At 33.5% G+C, this 16,072-nt stretch carries 11 protein-coding genes; all 11 read right to left on the bottom strand.

Features of this window, described 5'->3' with window-relative positions; translation table 11 throughout:
• Positions 1-3: 3 nt before the first annotated feature.
• The 11 genes from BUE22_RS20275 to BUE22_RS20225 all read right to left on the bottom strand — a co-directional run bounded on the left by BUE22_RS20275 (position 4) and on the right by BUE22_RS20225 (position 15,899).
• Complete coding sequence (locus BUE22_RS20275) at positions 4-2,022, bottom strand: DUF3857 domain-containing protein (protein WP_073397788.1); 2,019 nt, start codon at positions 2,020-2,022, stop codon at positions 4-6.
• A gap of 33 nt (positions 2,023-2,055) precedes the next feature.
• Positions 2,056-3,963, bottom strand: a complete 1,908-nt coding sequence (locus BUE22_RS20270; protein ID WP_073397787.1) for a DUF3857 domain-containing protein — start codon at positions 3,961-3,963, stop codon at positions 2,056-2,058.
• Positions 3,964-4,026: 63 nt separating this feature from the next.
• Positions 4,027-4,479, bottom strand: a complete 453-nt coding sequence (dtd, locus tag BUE22_RS20265; protein WP_073397785.1) for a D-aminoacyl-tRNA deacylase — start codon at positions 4,477-4,479, stop codon at positions 4,027-4,029.
• A 161-nt stretch (positions 4,480-4,640) separates the two neighbouring features.
• Entirely contained in the window at positions 4,641-5,624 is a 984-nt protein-coding gene (rsgA, locus tag BUE22_RS20260) for a ribosome small subunit-dependent GTPase A (protein WP_073397783.1), read from the bottom strand.
• A gap of 316 nt (positions 5,625-5,940) precedes the next feature.
• Positions 5,941-7,023: a bifunctional 3-deoxy-7-phosphoheptulonate synthase/chorismate mutase type II gene (locus BUE22_RS20255; RefSeq protein WP_073397781.1), complete on the bottom strand. Its 1,083-nt coding sequence runs from the start codon at positions 7,021-7,023 to the stop codon at positions 5,941-5,943.
• A 12-nt stretch (positions 7,024-7,035) separates the two neighbouring features.
• Positions 7,036-7,896: a prephenate dehydrogenase gene (locus BUE22_RS20250; protein WP_042563667.1), complete on the bottom strand. Its 861-nt coding sequence runs from the start codon at positions 7,894-7,896 to the stop codon at positions 7,036-7,038.
• A 149-nt stretch (positions 7,897-8,045) separates the two neighbouring features.
• Positions 8,046-9,191, bottom strand: coding sequence for a pyridoxal phosphate-dependent aminotransferase (locus tag BUE22_RS20245; protein ID WP_073397780.1), 1,146 nt, complete (start codon positions 9,189-9,191; stop codon positions 8,046-8,048).
• 69 nt (positions 9,192-9,260) lie between these two features.
• The gene (locus BUE22_RS20240) at positions 9,261-10,097 is read right to left on the bottom strand and encodes a prephenate dehydratase (protein ID WP_042563665.1); all 837 of its coding nucleotides are present in this window, start codon (positions 10,095-10,097) and stop codon (positions 9,261-9,263) included.
• A gap of 450 nt (positions 10,098-10,547) precedes the next feature.
• Positions 10,548-11,720, bottom strand: a complete 1,173-nt coding sequence (locus tag BUE22_RS20235; protein WP_073397778.1) for a DUF1501 domain-containing protein — start codon at positions 11,718-11,720, stop codon at positions 10,548-10,550.
• Positions 11,721-11,731: 11 nt separating this feature from the next.
• Positions 11,732-13,126 (bottom strand): DUF1800 family protein, encoded by a 1,395-nt coding sequence (locus tag BUE22_RS20230; RefSeq protein WP_073397776.1) that lies wholly within the window; start codon positions 13,124-13,126, stop codon positions 11,732-11,734.
• A 382-nt stretch (positions 13,127-13,508) separates the two neighbouring features.
• Entirely contained in the window at positions 13,509-15,899 is a 2,391-nt protein-coding gene (locus BUE22_RS20225; protein ID WP_073397774.1) for a ribonucleoside-diphosphate reductase subunit alpha, read from the bottom strand.
• Positions 15,900-16,072 lie beyond the last annotated feature (173 nt).

Below are 16,072 nucleotides of genomic sequence, written 5' to 3'. Positions count from 1 at the left end.
ATGTTATATTCTTTTTAAAACTATTTTCTCTGTTTCTTTTGCAATCATTGCCTTGTAATATTCTTTTAGCATTTCATACTTGTCAGTTCCAACAATAGCTTCATTAATTTGATGCGCAACAACTAATTGTAAAGAATTTCCGCTCACTGCAATATTATATTTGAAAGTTCCTAAATTATCCTCCATTGTCATTACTGCAGGCGCCGGCAGACTCTCTACCGAAAAACCTTCCGGAATTTGAATGGTAATATTATACTTGTCTGCAAATGGAAAACCAAAATCAACCGGATATTCTCTAACTTCCTGCTTAAAAGGATTTTTTTCATTTGTAAAAAACAACATCGGATTAATATAGATTTTACCCCCAATTTGTTCGCATAAATTATTTCCTGTAAAAGAATAAGTTTCAACAATTGGCAATAAGATTTCCTTTTCGTTTGTTCTGGAATATTCGCTTATTTCTATTTTATTATTTTCATTCTCCAGTTTCTCCAGATATTCTTCTTCTTTCAAACCAGAAATATTATCCCTCGTTATCATTGCATTATAATCTGTACATTGTCTTCTGGTTTTTCCGGTAACTTTACCTTCGTTGTCAATAGTATAATTGATAAAAACATTATCACCTGATGGCTTTCTGGGCATTAAATCAACATCTTCTGATGTTCCGTCTTTTCTAATTAATCTTCCCTGCCAGTTTAGTGTTCTTAAAGGCAAGATATTGGGTGTCGAAAATTTATCGGTTGCATCCAGTAAAATATTTCCATTTGGAGTTTCAACTGCGGCAATAACATAATTAAAAGCTGTTCTGTTTGGGAACAAAGGAATTCCATTTGAACGTGTGCTCACCAAAACCGGATTTGCCGTTAAGCCCGCATAACGCAACATTGCGGTAAGCATTAAATTGATATCACCAATATTTCCTGATTTTTCTTTATATGATTTTCGTACTCCGTTATCGCAATCATAACCGTAATATCCATTCCATTTTACACTCGATTTTACATGATTTAAGATTGTCATAATTTTTTCTTCGTCAGAATTTTTATTGGCTAAAATCACTTTTAAATCATCTTCAAAATAACCGGTTCTATTTAATTCAGGTCCAAAAGTTTCATAATCGTAAATTGTTTTTACGACCGAATTCCAATCTGTTGAAAAAGGTTTTAAGGGCTCATTTGGAAATTTTACCATAGACAATTCATGCTGAATACTTGATGTGTAGTTATCAATGTTATTTACAAAAGCCTCATCTTTCATCGCTGGAAAATTTTCTCCAACATAAGTAGTTTTTGTTTCTATATAATCAAACTTGTCCTGAGAAAATTCTGTTCTTGTAGCTGTAAACCCTCCTGAATTAACCCTTTCTTTAGAAGATATAATTATCGACTTATTGTTTTTTTCAACAGTCATTTTAGGAAAAACATATCCTTTTTGCCTTGAATTAAAAGTATAATATTCTGGAACAAATGTTACAAATTCAGAATAATTTACAGGAATGCTGGTTTGAAAATCCCATTCTCTAATCATTCTGGCAGGACTTCTAATGGTATATTTAAATTCGACAATTGAGCCTTCTTTTACATTGGGCATTGTTATTTTTTTTTGGCCACTAAATTTATTGCGAACTTCATCAAATATTCCTTCGCTCTTTAACTTTGTTTTCTCGATTTTGCCATCTACTAAATTATAAGTAATCGCATCACTAAAAGAAACTTTCTCAGATATATTACTGTTGTTATAATACCAAACCTTATGAGTAACCCAGCTATAACCTTCTTTTTTATAGATTTTAATTCTGGTCTCAACATCAGTTACCGTAACAAATCCATCGTTTTGATTGTACTCGATTCTTGAACTTCCTTTTTTATATAATATCGCTGCTGCAGCTGCCGTATCTTTCGGATGCGCTTTCTCTTGCAATTCAGCAATAGACACTTTTCCTAATTTAAATTCCTGCGCATTTACATTTGAAATCAATAACAAAAGAATTGAAATACAAAAAGGTTTAATAAGTTTCATATTATGGTTGGTTTAGTTATTTCAGATATTTGGTTAGTTCTTGGCTAAAATAATTTTGGCATTATCGTTTTTGGACACTTGTTCCATAAAAAGCCTATATTCATCATATTCTTTATTCGAATATTTTCCCTTATTTAAAAACATCGAACGTTTGTAAACGAGTTTGTTATTTTCTTTTTTGATGATTTCGGTTTTGTATTCCCCAAATTTTCCTTTTAATTCATAGTTTGCAGGCAAAAATTCGATCGTAAAACCATTTGGTAAATTGATTTCTATTTCATCAGAATCTAAATATCCACGTTGAATTTGAAATGGATTTTTTCTGTTTCGAATTCGTTTAATTGTATTTGCATTTTGATTAAAAGCATCAACGGGAAAAATTAATTTGTTGGCAGCAATTACACCATAATTTATAGCACTTACCTGAATGTTTTCTGTAAACCGAATATTCTCTTTATCGTTAGTAAAAACTATTTTATCAAGTTTTAAATTATTGATATTGTCCCAATATTCTTTATAATATTTTTCTTTTTCTGTAGGCTGCAAATGTTCTATTCTTGATTTTGAACTGTATTGTGACCCTTCTGAAACAATTAAAAGTGATCCCGAAAAATTTCCATTTTCATCTATAGTGTAATTGCCTTTGTCTGTTTGCGTATTGCCTTTGTCATCATAGATTGTAGTACGAACGATTTCTCCTCCTTCGGGCTTAATGACCAAAACATCTCTGTCATCTGTAAAGGTTCCCTGATAACCAAAAGGATCATCCTGACTTGTGCATTCCAGCCATGTATAATGATTTCCGTTTGGGATACACAAAATCATGTGATTTCCCTGCATGGCAACAAAATCAGCTTCTATATTGGTTTTATAACTATCCCCATATAAAACTGTATTGTACGAAGGAACATCAACAGCTTGCAAAAGTGCTTTGGTATAATTTGTTAAAGCTTTACAATCACCGTAACCTAATCGATCGACATCTGTAGCCAACATAGGTTTCCAACCGCCAATTCCAACCTGAATACTAACATAGCGGGATTTTTTTTGTACAAAATCATAAACTAATTTTGCTTTTTTAATCGGATCTTTTTCATCTCCAACAAAAGCTTTAATTTTTGATTTTGTTTCTTCAGGTAAATCTGTTGTTCCGGATAATATTTTTTCAGAATACCACTTGCCAAAATCAACCCAATTTGTGGCTGTTCCATCAACACCTTCTAAGTGAAAATGCTCTAAACCCATCATTACTTTAGGAAATAAATCTCTGTACGACGGACTGTAATCTTCCTTTTTTTGAGCCAAAATATTGCTGGCATTATACGACAGTTGTGTATTGGTATCTGTTATTTTTTTTATATTAAATCCTAAAAACTGAATTTCTTTCTTTTTAAAGCCCAAATCTGCCGGGTAAATTACATTTAAAAAAGACTTTTCGATACTAACACCATAACTTCTCAAAGGCATCCATTTTGGAATAAAAGCTGTTGAAGAAGTTTGAACTTCACTATTAAACTCAATTGTAAAAGGATATGAAATCGGCGTATAATCCAGAAAAAGATAACGATTATCAGAAAAAAGCGTACCGCCGTCAGCAACACTTTGATCTTTGAAATCTTTTCTCCTGATTTTTTTTATTTCCTTGCCCGAAGCATCATAAATAATGGCTTCGATATTTTTGATTGAAGTTGATTTATCATAGAATTCGTAGGCACTAAGGCCATCAAAACCTTTTTTATTAAAAACCGTTACAACCCAATGGTTTTTGGTATTTAAACTACGTTGAGATAATATGATGATATCGGTCTGGTCTAATCGTACCACCGCATCGGCGTTTTCTTTAAGACTGTCAGAAATTGTAGTTATAGGATATTCACTCTTTTGAGCAGAAGAAATAAGTGTAAAAAGAAGAAAAAATAACGCAAAAACGGGGCTTTTCATCAGTAAGGAATTTCGCCAAATATATATTATTTTTAGAAATCCTTAACATTTGTTTATGATTTTTTACTCTCTGTTTTTACTATCTATCACAATAGTAACGGGACCATCATTTAACAAACTAACTTTCATATCTGCACCAAAAATTCCGGTTTGTACTTTTTTATTGAATTCTTTTTCTAAATATTTTACGAAATTCTCATACATTGGAATGGCAAACTCTGGTTTGGAAGCTTTTATGTACGAAGGTCGATTTCCTTTTTTTGTAGAAGCATGAAGTGTAAACTGACTAACCACAATAATCTCACCATCAATATCCTGAACAGAACAATTCATAACATCATTTTCATCACCAAAAATTCTCATTTTAATGATTTTGCCAACAAGCCAGTCAATATCTTCCTGAGTGTCGGAATCTTCAATTCCAACTAAAACCAATAATCCCTTTTGAATATCAGCAACAATTTTAGATTCGACAGTTACGGATGCTTGTGATACTCTCTGAAGAACTATTTTCATATTTTATCTAATGATGTGGTTTTTGCCACAGATTACACGGATTAAAAAGATTTAAATTCTAACGTTAGATGCACTGCAGTGCATCTCCACAATCAACCTTAATCTATATAATTTATTTAGGTTGGAATTTGGAATTTTCGATTTGGAATTTAAATTCACAATTACTTTTGATTTCTTGTTTCATCGCTAATTTTACGATCTTCATCATACGAATCTGTACGGTAATTTTCTTCATCACCTTCAAGGATCTTTAAGTAACTATTGTAGCGCGACCAAGCGATCTCGTCTCTTTCTAAAGCTGCTTTTATGGCGCAATGCGGTTCTTCTTTATGTAAACAATTGTTAAACTTACATTGATCTTTCAATTTGAAAAATTCAGGAAAATAACCACTGATTTCTTCTTTTTCCATATCAACGATTCCGAAACCTTTAATTCCCGGCGTATCGATGATTTTTGCATTAAAAGACAAATCATACATTTCGGCAAAAGTTGTTGTATGCTGACCTTGTTTACTAGCCTCAGAAATAGTCTTCGTTTTAAGATGTAAAGAAGGTTCCATAGCATTTACCAAAGTCGATTTTCCAACGCCTGAATGTCCGGAAAACATGCTTACTTTACCAATCATCATTTCTTTTAATTCATCAACACCTTTCATTTCGGTTGAAGAAACACGCAGGCATTTGTAACCAATTTGCTGATAAACATATTGCATATACAATTGATCTTCCAGCGTTGGCTCGTCAAAAGTGTCAATTTTATTAAAAACCAGAATTGTTTCAATATTATAAGCTTCGGCAGTTACCAAAAAACGATCTATAAAGTTGAATGTTGTTGGCGGATTATTAATCGTAATCAATAAAAAAACGCGATCAATATTCGACGCAATAATATGCATTTGATGCGAAAGGTTAACCGATTTACGAACGATGTAATTTTTTCTTTCGTGAATATTAAAAATCGTTCCCGTTACCGCATCCGAAGTTTCTTCGAGTTCATAATCGACAATATCGCCTACAGCAATAGGATTTGTACTTTTAATACCTTTCATCCTAAACTTCCCTTTCATACGGCATTCTATAAAATCGCCTTTTTCAGATTTTACGGTGTACCAACTTCCTGTAGATTTATATACGAGTCCTGTCATTCTTTAATTTTAGATTGTTGTCCCGAAACTTCGGGATTAGATTTCAGATTGAAAACCTAAATCTCTGCAAAGATAAATGAATAATTTTAAACATAGTCCACGGTTTCAATCCTGGCGATAAAGATTATGATTATCGATACGTTCCCACGGTTGAAACCGTGGGCTATGTAATAAAAAGCAAAAAATCTCCAAATCTTCTTTCGAAGAAATGGAGACTTAAAAAACAATTTAATCTTAATTATGATATAAGAAAATTTAAATTAATGAAAACAAAAAGCTTAAAAAACTTATATCACTTATATGGTTTAAAAAAATATTATGCGTTGAATATTTTTTCCTGGTGACCAATACTTTCCTGGTGAATTGCTTTGAACATTCTCAAAACAAACTCTTCAGTAAGACCTTTTTTCTCACCTTCTAAAATCATTTTCCCTAAGATTTCATTCCAACGATTGTTTTGAAGAATCGCAACGTTTGCATCTTTTTTCACCTGACCAATTTCGTCAGCTACTTTCATACGTTTACCTAACAACTCTAATAAGTTAGCATCAAGAACGTCGATGTTCGCTCTTAATTTTGTCATTTTTTGAGTGTACTGATCTGTAGTATCATCCGTTTTTCTGATAGTCAAATCTTTAATGATTTGTTTCAAAGTGTCTGGAGTAACTTGTTGAGCAGCATCAGACCAAGCGTTATCCGGATCGTAGTGCGTTTCGATAATCATACCATCGTAATTCAAATCTAAAGCCTCTTGTGTTACTTCGAAAATCATTTTACGATCTCCGGTAATGTGAGACGGATCGATGATTAAAGGTAAATCAGGGAATTTATTTTGCAATTCGATAGCAATTTGCCACTCCGGGATATTTCTGTATTTTGTTTTTTCGTAAGTCGAGAAACCTCTGTGAATAACTCCTAATTTCTCGATTCCGGCCATGTGTAAACGCTCAACACCACCTAACCATAAAGCTAAATCTGGGTTTACAGGGTTTTTAACCAAAACGATTTTATCAGTTCCTTTCAATGTATCAGCAATTTCCTGAACAGCAAAAGGGTTTGCAGTTGTACGAGCACCAACCCATAAAACGTCAATATCATGTTCTAAAGCAAGTTTACAATGTGCTGCAGTCGCAACTTCAGTACCCATTAATAAACCCGTTTCTTTTTTAGCTTTTTGCAACCATTTTAAACCAATTTCTCCAACACCTTCAAATCCTCCCGGACGCGTTCTTGGTTTCCAGATTCCTGCTCTGAATACACTAACTTTTGAATCTTTTAATTCGTGAGCAATTTTCAATACTTGATCTTCTGTTTCTGCACTACATGGTCCAGCTATCACAAGTGGGTGATTTAAATTGAAATCTTCTAACCACTTTCTCATTTCTTTCTTATTTTCCATCTTAATTCTAATTTACTTTTTAGTTGTTGTTAATCCGTTTAGTATTTCTTTTATTTTATTCGTGCTTTCCATTTCTTCAAAAATGGCATTGTAATTTTCTTCTTTTAACAAATCCCTAAACCGACTCAGGTTTGAGATATATTCTTCCAATGTTTCAATAACATGTTCTTTGTTTTGCTTAAAAATTGGTGTCCACATTGCGGGAGAACTTTTTGCTAAACGAACGGTACTTTCAAATCCACTTCCCGCCATGTCAAAAATATCCTGTTCGTCTTTTTCTTTGTTCATTACTGTTTTTCCGAGCATAAACGAACTAATGTGCGACAAATGCGAAACGTAAGCAATGTGTTTGTCGTGCGAAATCGGGTCCATATATCGAATTCTCATTCCTATTTCTGCAAAAAGCTTCAAAGCCTTTTCCTGCAATTTAAAAGTGGTTTTTTCCACCTCGCAAATAATATTCGTTTTTCCCTGAAACAAACCTTTTATTGCCGCCGAAGGTCCTGAAAACTCTGTTCCTGCAATAGGATGTGTTGCTATAAAGTTTCTTCTTTTCGGATGACTTGCTACTGCTTCACAAATTGGCTTTTTAGTCGATCCCACTTCAAAAACAATTGTTTTATCTCCAACCAAATCCAGTACTTTAGGTAAAACCGTCAGCGCGACATCAACAGGAACTGAAACAATTACAAAATCGGCTTCAGCCAAATCTTCAAAACTTCCTGCTTTCTCGATAACACCCAAATCAATTGCTTCCTGTAAATGTTTTTCGTTATTATCTATTCCAAAAATAGTTGCGTTTGGATGTTTTTCTTTGATGTCCAGCACCATCGAACCGCCAATTAGCCCTATTCCTATTACGTATACTTTCATAATTATTTTTATTTGAAGCAAAGGTTTCAAACTTCAATTTTTAAAATTCCAAATTCCAACTGCGATGGGCTTCTCCCGAAGCCTCGGGATCGCTCAGCCTGACAAACTATGTCAAAAAATCTTGCTTCTTGCTTCTAAAATCTTAATACTTAAAATCTATCTATCGCTTCTTGTACTTTTTCCTCTTTTACACACAATGAGAATCTAATATATCCTTCACCATTGCTTCCGAAGATCGTTCCCGGTGTTATGAAAATATGTTTCTCGTATAATATCTCGTCAATGAACTTTTCTGCTGATTCGATTCCTTCCGGCAATTTTGCCCAAACAAAAAGCCCAACTCCTTCTTTATAAACTTTGCAACCTAATTTTTCTGCTAGTTTTTCTGTTAATTCTCTGCGGCGTCTGTAAATTTTGTTTTGATCTTCGAACCAGGATTTATCACAATTTAAAGCTGCAATAGCTCCTTTCTGAATTCCGTAATACATTCCGCTGTCCATATTGCTTTTTACTTTTAAGACTGCGTCGATAATTTCAGGATTCCCTAAAACCATACCCACTCTCCAGCCTGCCATGTTGAATGTTTTGCTTAATGAATTTAATTCCAGAGCCACATCTTTCGCTCCTTCAATTTGCAATAAACTCATCGGATTATCATTCAAAACAAAACTATACGGATTATCATTAACCAATAATATGTTGTGTTTTTTAGCAAAAGCAACCAATTTTTCAAATAACGCTAAACTTCCTCTCGCTCCTGTTGGCATGTGCGGATATCCCAGCCACATAATTTTTACTTTCGAAAGATCTAATTTTTCCAAAGCTTCAAAATCCGGTTCCCACGCATTCGCTTCTTTCAAATCATAATAAACAGGAACAGCTCCTACCAAATTAGTTACCGAAGTATACGTTGGATAACCCGGATTTGGAATTAAAACATGATCGCCTTCATTTAAAAATGCTAACGAAATATGCATGATTCCTTCTTTCGAACCCATCAAAGGCAAAATCTCATTATTGGGATTTAATTCAACACCAAATTGATTCTGATAAAAATCTGCCATTCCTTTTCTCAATTCCGGTAATCCCTGATAGCTCTGATAACCATGCCCATTCTCATCTTGAATTGCTGCGGCAACCGCTTCAATTACTGCTTTCGACGGACTCAAATCAGGGCTTCCGATTCCCATATTGATGATAGATTTTCCTTCAGACTGCAGTTGTCGAACTTCTCTCAATTTTGATGAGAAGTAGTATTCTTCAACTGTATCTAATCTTTTTGCTGTTGTAATCATTTTTTTTTGCTTTACGCTTTAAGCTGTAAGCTTTAGGCTCTTTAACTAATAACTTTTAACTAATAACTTCTAACCTATAAAAGGTTTAGTGTTTTTATATTCTCCCAAAACCTTTAAATATTCTGCCATTATATTTAATAATGATTTGGCTTTTGCAAAATCTTCATATTTCTCAAATGTTACATCTACGAAAAACGAATATTTCCAGGGAGTTTCAATTTTTGGAAGTGACTGAATTTTCGTTAAATTCAATTTGCAATCGCTCATTACATTCAAAACCGCTGCAAGGCTTCCTCTTTTGTGATCTAATTCAAATTTAATTGAAGCTCTGTTAATTTCGCTTTCCGGCAAAAATGAATTCTGCTTTTTGATAATCACAAAACGAGTCATATTGTTTTTGATCGTTTGAATTTCCGGCGCGATGATTTCCAAATCATACATTTCAGAAGCTACTTTACTCCCTATAGCTGCAATTCCTGTTAATTGTTTTTCCTGAATTCTTCTTGCTGTTTCAGCTGTATCTTTATCTTCAACCAATTTGATATTTGGATATTGTTTCAGGAAATCCATGCATTGCAAAAGTGCCATTGGATGAGAATGAACTTCTTTTATATCTTCTATTTTCTGACCTTTTAAAGTCATTAAATTTTGATGAATGCTTAAATAATGCTCGCCAATAATGTGTAAATTATTCTTGTCAATCAAAGCATAATTCGGAATAATTGGCCCTGCGATCGAATTTTCAATTGCCATCACTGCCTGATCAGATTTTCCTGAAAGCAGGCTGTCAACTAATTCTTCAAAAGACAAACATTCATCAATAGCCACATTTTCAGAGAAATACTCCTTCACAACCTGATGATGAAAAGAACCTTTTATACCTTGTATTGCAATTTTAGTTGTCATATATTCAAAAAAAAATCCTGATTTGCATCAGGATTGTATATTAGTTTTATTTGTATTTTATATTTTTCAAATAACCATAGCACAATCCTCACTTCTACTAAAGAAGAAATAAAAAGAGTTGCTAAAATAAAAACGGTTATTAGACATTTTGTTTGTGTTTTTCAATAAATTCTCTGCGAATGTATAAATTATTTTCACTGCACCAAAAAAAATATTGCATTTTATGAAACAAAAGAGGATTTCTTAACAAATTTATCAAGTTTTGTATGATAATGTAAAAAAAGCAGCTTAAATGTAGTTTTAAAAAAGAGGTTTCTAAGATCTTCGTTACTAAGATGCTAAGATTTATCCGCCACGAATTCACGAATTAGTACAAAATAATTGCGTTGTAAAATTAAATTCCCCAAATTACAAATCAAAAATTCGTGAATTTGTGGCTATTTTTGAATCCTAAAACAACCCGGAAACCGGCATATTCTTAATCCCTATTTTAGAATAATCAAAATTCATTTTTTCCTTTAATAAAGAAGCATAAACACTTCTGAAATCAATTTCATATTTTAAATCACCACTATCTAAATCTGCCAAATTTGGATTTTTCCCTAAAATTGTTCCTTTATTATTTCCTCCAATGATAAACATTGGCGCTGCGGTTCCATGGTCCGTTCCGTTTCCGTTGTCTTTTACACGTCTTCCAAATTCTGAAAATACGACAATCGTTACATTTTGAAGCAATTGAGCCTGTTTTAAATCCTGATAAAAACTAAATAGTGCATCATTTAATTCGGTTAATTTTATTTTATGAAGAATCAGCTGGTTATCATGTGTATCGAAACCGTTAAGGGAAGTATAGTAGACTTTTGAATTTAGATTTCCTTTTATCAATCGGGAAATCCATTCTAAGTTTTTAGATAATTCGGTTTTTGGATAACTTATTTCTGATTTAGAATTAGTTAATGCTTTCTGAATTTTTTCTGAACCTTCGGTAACCGAATTAGCAACTTTTCTAACGAAATCCAATTGCGGATTGTTTGATAATTTTACATTTTCATCATTACCTGATTTTATCTTAAATCGATCCGGATCTTTTAATGTTATTGAATTTGGTTCAGCGCCTTTCAATGCCAGATTATCTATCGAATCCAAATTTATTCCCGCTGTTGGCTGATGACCAAGATCATGACATTGCAAATCCAAATAACGTCCTAGCCAGCCTTCATTATTATATTTATTAGAATCTACTGCCGTTTGCCAAATTTCCTGGCTTCTAAAATGAGACCGAATAGGTTCTGGATATCCTACATTTTGGATTACAGTTAAATCTCCGTTTTGCTGCATTTGAGCAAAATCTTTTAATGAAGGATGAAACGCCATTCCGTTATTTTGACCAATAACTACGTCTTTTTTTAAAGCAATTTTAGTCCTTAATTCATAATACAGCGGATTGTCATAAGGAATAAAAGTATTGAGTCCGTCATTTCCGCCATTCAGCTGTACAAAAACAATACACTGCTCTCCCACAACCAAATTGTTTTGCGAACCAAAAGCGTGTAGAAATTCAGGAAGTACTAGCAGTCCTCCGGTAAATGTCCCTGTCAGTGTTAAAAAATCTCTTCTGTTCATAACGCTATGTTTTAAATCAATTGATATTCTGGCAACTTGGTAATGTAATTAAACAATCGAATAACAGCAAAATTGGCATGTTCCTCTTTTGGATCAAAATCATATTTCAACAGACTCTCCATATCTTTCTGCATCGAATCGTTTACCTGGAATATTAATCTGTCAGTTAATTCGGCTATAATGGTTTTATTATTTCCATTAGTATTAAAATCTATTTTTACTTCAAATTTTTCATAATCAGATCTTGGCATATCGCCTTCTTTAATTGGTTTTATTGTTTTTTTCGTAAGACTCATACCACTGCAAAGCGAATTTGAAATATTATTTCTTTGCAAATAAATCTGTGGTGTCAGCCATAAATTTCCGCCATCCCAGCCTTTTACACTCTTCTGATTATACAAATCCATTCCTTGCTGTTTCAAGAAATCGGTAATCATTATATAATCAACGTTCGCAATTTGCAATTCATCTGCTAATTGCAAAATATAAACTAACGGATTTTTGATTTTAATTCCGGCCGTGTCTTTCTTATATTCTTCCGTAAAAATTTTGGTTAACAAAGATTCGATTTCAAAATCTACTTTTCTAAAATAATCTCCATAATGAACCACTAAATCTTCTGGCGGATTATCATATATAAACCATTTCAGAATTTTTCTTGTAATTAAATACGGAATACTTTTCTGTTCAAAAATAATATCTACTAAATCATCTGCTTTCCAATTTCCGGTTTTCCCGAAATAGGTTTTATTAGTATTGTCTTCTTCTAGTTTTCCATAAACTGCGCCATTATCACCTGCATTTAATCCGGCTAAAGCTTTTGCTCCGTTTTTAATATCATCTTCGGTATAATTTCCAATTCCGATAGTAAATAATTCCAATAATTCGCGGCTAAGATTCTCGTTGATTTTGCCTTTTTTATTATCCCCGTTGTCAAGATATTTCACCATGGCGTTAGACTTAAGAACCTGTTTCGTAAGTTCTTTGAAATTGCCAAAAGCATTTTCACGCAAAATCATATCATATTGATAAATCCAATAATTGACGTGTACTTTTTGAGAAATTGCTACGAAATGATTGTGCCAGAAACAAACCATACTTTCCCGAAGCGGGAACTCGCTGGTTCGCATTTTATCAATCCACCATTTTTTTTGTTCAACCCGACAGTTTGCTTGTTTACTGAGAATACTTTTCTTAGTTTCCGGATCGGCAATTTTTATAGATTGATTAAATTCTTTTTGCTCAGCAAGTGTTTTAGGTTCTTCGTTTAAAAAAGCAGGAAGTTCTTTGTCAAACTTTGATTCATAGGAATTCTTTAGAAAATTTTTTAATCCAAGTTTTTCGATTTTATCGGCTTGCTTACCGGAAAACCCCAATCGTAACGACCAAAGATTGCTTTTTTTCATAATTCAGGAATTATTACAATAAGACTTAATTTTTCTATAAAGGTTTAAAATAGAAGGTGCTAAGTTTTAAAATCTTTAACACTAATTTAAACGGAGATTTTTTGGGGATATTGTTTATTTTATATTTAGCAATCATAATCAAACATAGCCTGTGGTTTCAACCACGGGAAAGAATGCGTTAATCCAATTCGTTTCCCGTGGTTGAAACCACAGGCTATGTTTAAAGAGTTTCTCCTGGAATCTTTTATAAAATAACAAAATCACTAATAAACTTAAAAAAGAAACCACAAAAAAAGCAGCTATCATTACAATAACTGCTTTCTATTAATTAAAGAATAAAATCTTTCCTCTTTATTCTATCTTCTTTCTTCTTAAAAAAAAATTAAGACCCACACATTTCACAATCCTCAGGATCTGCGGCTTGAGCTTTCAAAAGCATTGCTTTATAATCTTCAACGCTGATTTCTTCTGTTTCTGCAACAAGAGTTGGAACTTCTTCTTTTTTATCGTTGTTTAATGTGAATTTAATCGCATCTACAGCTGATTTCGTTCTTAGGTAATACATTCCAGTTTTTAAACCTGATTGCCAAGCGTAAAAGTGCATTGACGTAAGTTTAGAATAGTTTGCATCTTGCATGAACAAGTTTAACGATTGAGATTGGTCAATGAAATAACCTCTTTGGCGAGACATATCTATAATATCTTTCATAGACATTTCCCAAACTGTTTTGTACAATTCTTTAAGGTCTTGCGGAATCACATCAATGTTTTGAACAGATCCGTTATGACGCATGATTTCTTGTTTCAATGTTTCGTTCCACAAACCTAATTTTACTAAATCTTCCAGCAAATGTTTGTTTACTACGATAAATTCTCCAGACAATACACGACGCGTGTAAATGTTTGATGTATACGGTTCAAAAGCTTCGTTGTTTCCTAAAATTTGCGAAGTCGAAGCTGTTGGCATTGGCGCAACCAATAATGAATTACGAACTCCATGCTCCATTACTTCTTTTCTTAATGAAGCCCAGTCCCAACGACCAGATAATTCTTCATCTTTCATTCCCCACATATTGTATTGAAATTCTCCCTTAGACATTGGAGATCCTTCAAATGTAGAATATGGACCTTCTTCTTTTGCCATTTCCATAGAAGCAGTTACGGCTGCAAAGTATAAAGTTTCGAAAATTTCCTGGTTCAAAGCTTTAGCTTCGTCACTTGTAAACGGCATACGCAACATGATAAAAGCATCTGCCAAACCTTGCACTCCCAATCCAACCGGACGGTGACGCATGTTTGAGTTTTCAGCTTCTTTTACTGGATAGTAGTTTCTGTCGATTACTTTGTTCAGGTTACGAGTTACGCGTTTTGTAACGTTGTAAAGCGCCTGGTGATCAAATTTTCCGTTTTCAATAAACATTGGCAACGAAATTGAAGCTAAGTTACAAACTGCAATTTCATCTTTAGAGGTGTACTCCATAATCTCTGTACACAAGTTTGATGAACGAATTGTTCCTAAATTCTTGTGGTTCGATTTACGGTTTGCCGCATCTTTATACAACATATAAGGCGTTCCTGTTTCGATTTGAGATTCAAGGATTTTCTCCCATAATTCACGTGCACGAATGGTTTTTCTACCTTTTCCTCTAAATTCATAATCCAAATACATGGCTTCGAATTCTTCTCCGTAAACATCATATAATCCAGGGCATTCGTTCGGGCACATTAAAGTCCATGATGCATCTTCCTGTACACGTTTCATAAACAAATCTGATGTCCACATGGCGAAGAATAAATCTCTTGCACGCATTTCTTCTTTTCCTGTATTTTTCTTTAAATCCAAAAATTCGAAGATATCAGCATGCCATGTTTCGATGTAAATCGCAAAACTTCCTTTACGTTTTCCACCACCCTGATCTACGTAACGAGCCGTATCGTTGAAAACTCTCAACATTGGCACAATCCCGTTTGATGTTCCGTTTGTACCACGAATGTAAGATCCCGTCGCACGAACGTTATGAATAGAAAGACCAATTCCTCCCGCTGATTGCGAGATTTTAGCCGTTTGTTTTAAAGTATCATAAATACCATCAATACTATCATCCTGCATAGCCAAAAGGAAACAAGAAGACATTTGTGGTTTTGGAGTTCCGGCATTAAACAACGTTGGCGTTGCATGCGTAAAGAACTTTTTAGACATTAAATCGTACGTTTCAATTACCGATTTTAAATCGTCTAAGTGAATACCAACAGAAACACGCATCAACATATGTTGTGGTCTTTCGACAATTTTTCCGTTGATTTTTAACAAATACGAACGCTCTAAAGTTTTAAATCCGAAGTAATCGTAATTAAAATCTCTTGTATAAATGATATGGGAATCAAGGAAAGCAGAGTTTTCCTGAATCACCTTAAATACTTCATCCGAAAGTAGCGGTGCTTCCTGACCGTTTCTTGGATTTACGTAGTTGTACATATCTTTCATCGTTTCTGAAAACGACTTTTTTGTATTCGAATGTAGGTTTGAAATCGCCACACGAGCTGCCAATTGTGCATAATCAGGATGCGCAATAGTCATAGATGCTGCCGTTTCTGCTGCAAGATTATCAAGTTCAGATGTAGAAACTCCGTCATACAATCCTTCGATAACTCTCATGGCTACCTTAACAGGATCTACAAGCTCATTTAGCCCGTAACACAATTTTTTAATTCTTTCTGTAATCTTATCAAACATTACGGGCTCTTTGTGGCCATCTCTTTTTACTACATACATAAGCTTACTTTTTTTAGTTTATTGAAAAAATGAAAGTCACTAGAAAACGAATTCCGGGACTTAAACATTGTGTGTTTTTAAATTATTTTTTGAGAATTACGGCATTCTCAATAGCCACCCTATTCCAATCTGAAATCAGACCGAAAATGCGTTGAAAATTATTGAATCTTCGA

It is taken from the genome of Flavobacterium pectinovorum (assembly GCF_900142715.1).
Classification (GTDB): Bacteria; Bacteroidota; Bacteroidia; order Flavobacteriales; family Flavobacteriaceae; genus Flavobacterium; species Flavobacterium pectinovorum.
Note: the sequence above shows the minus strand (reverse complement) of the source record. Positions and strands in the feature narration are given on the sequence as shown.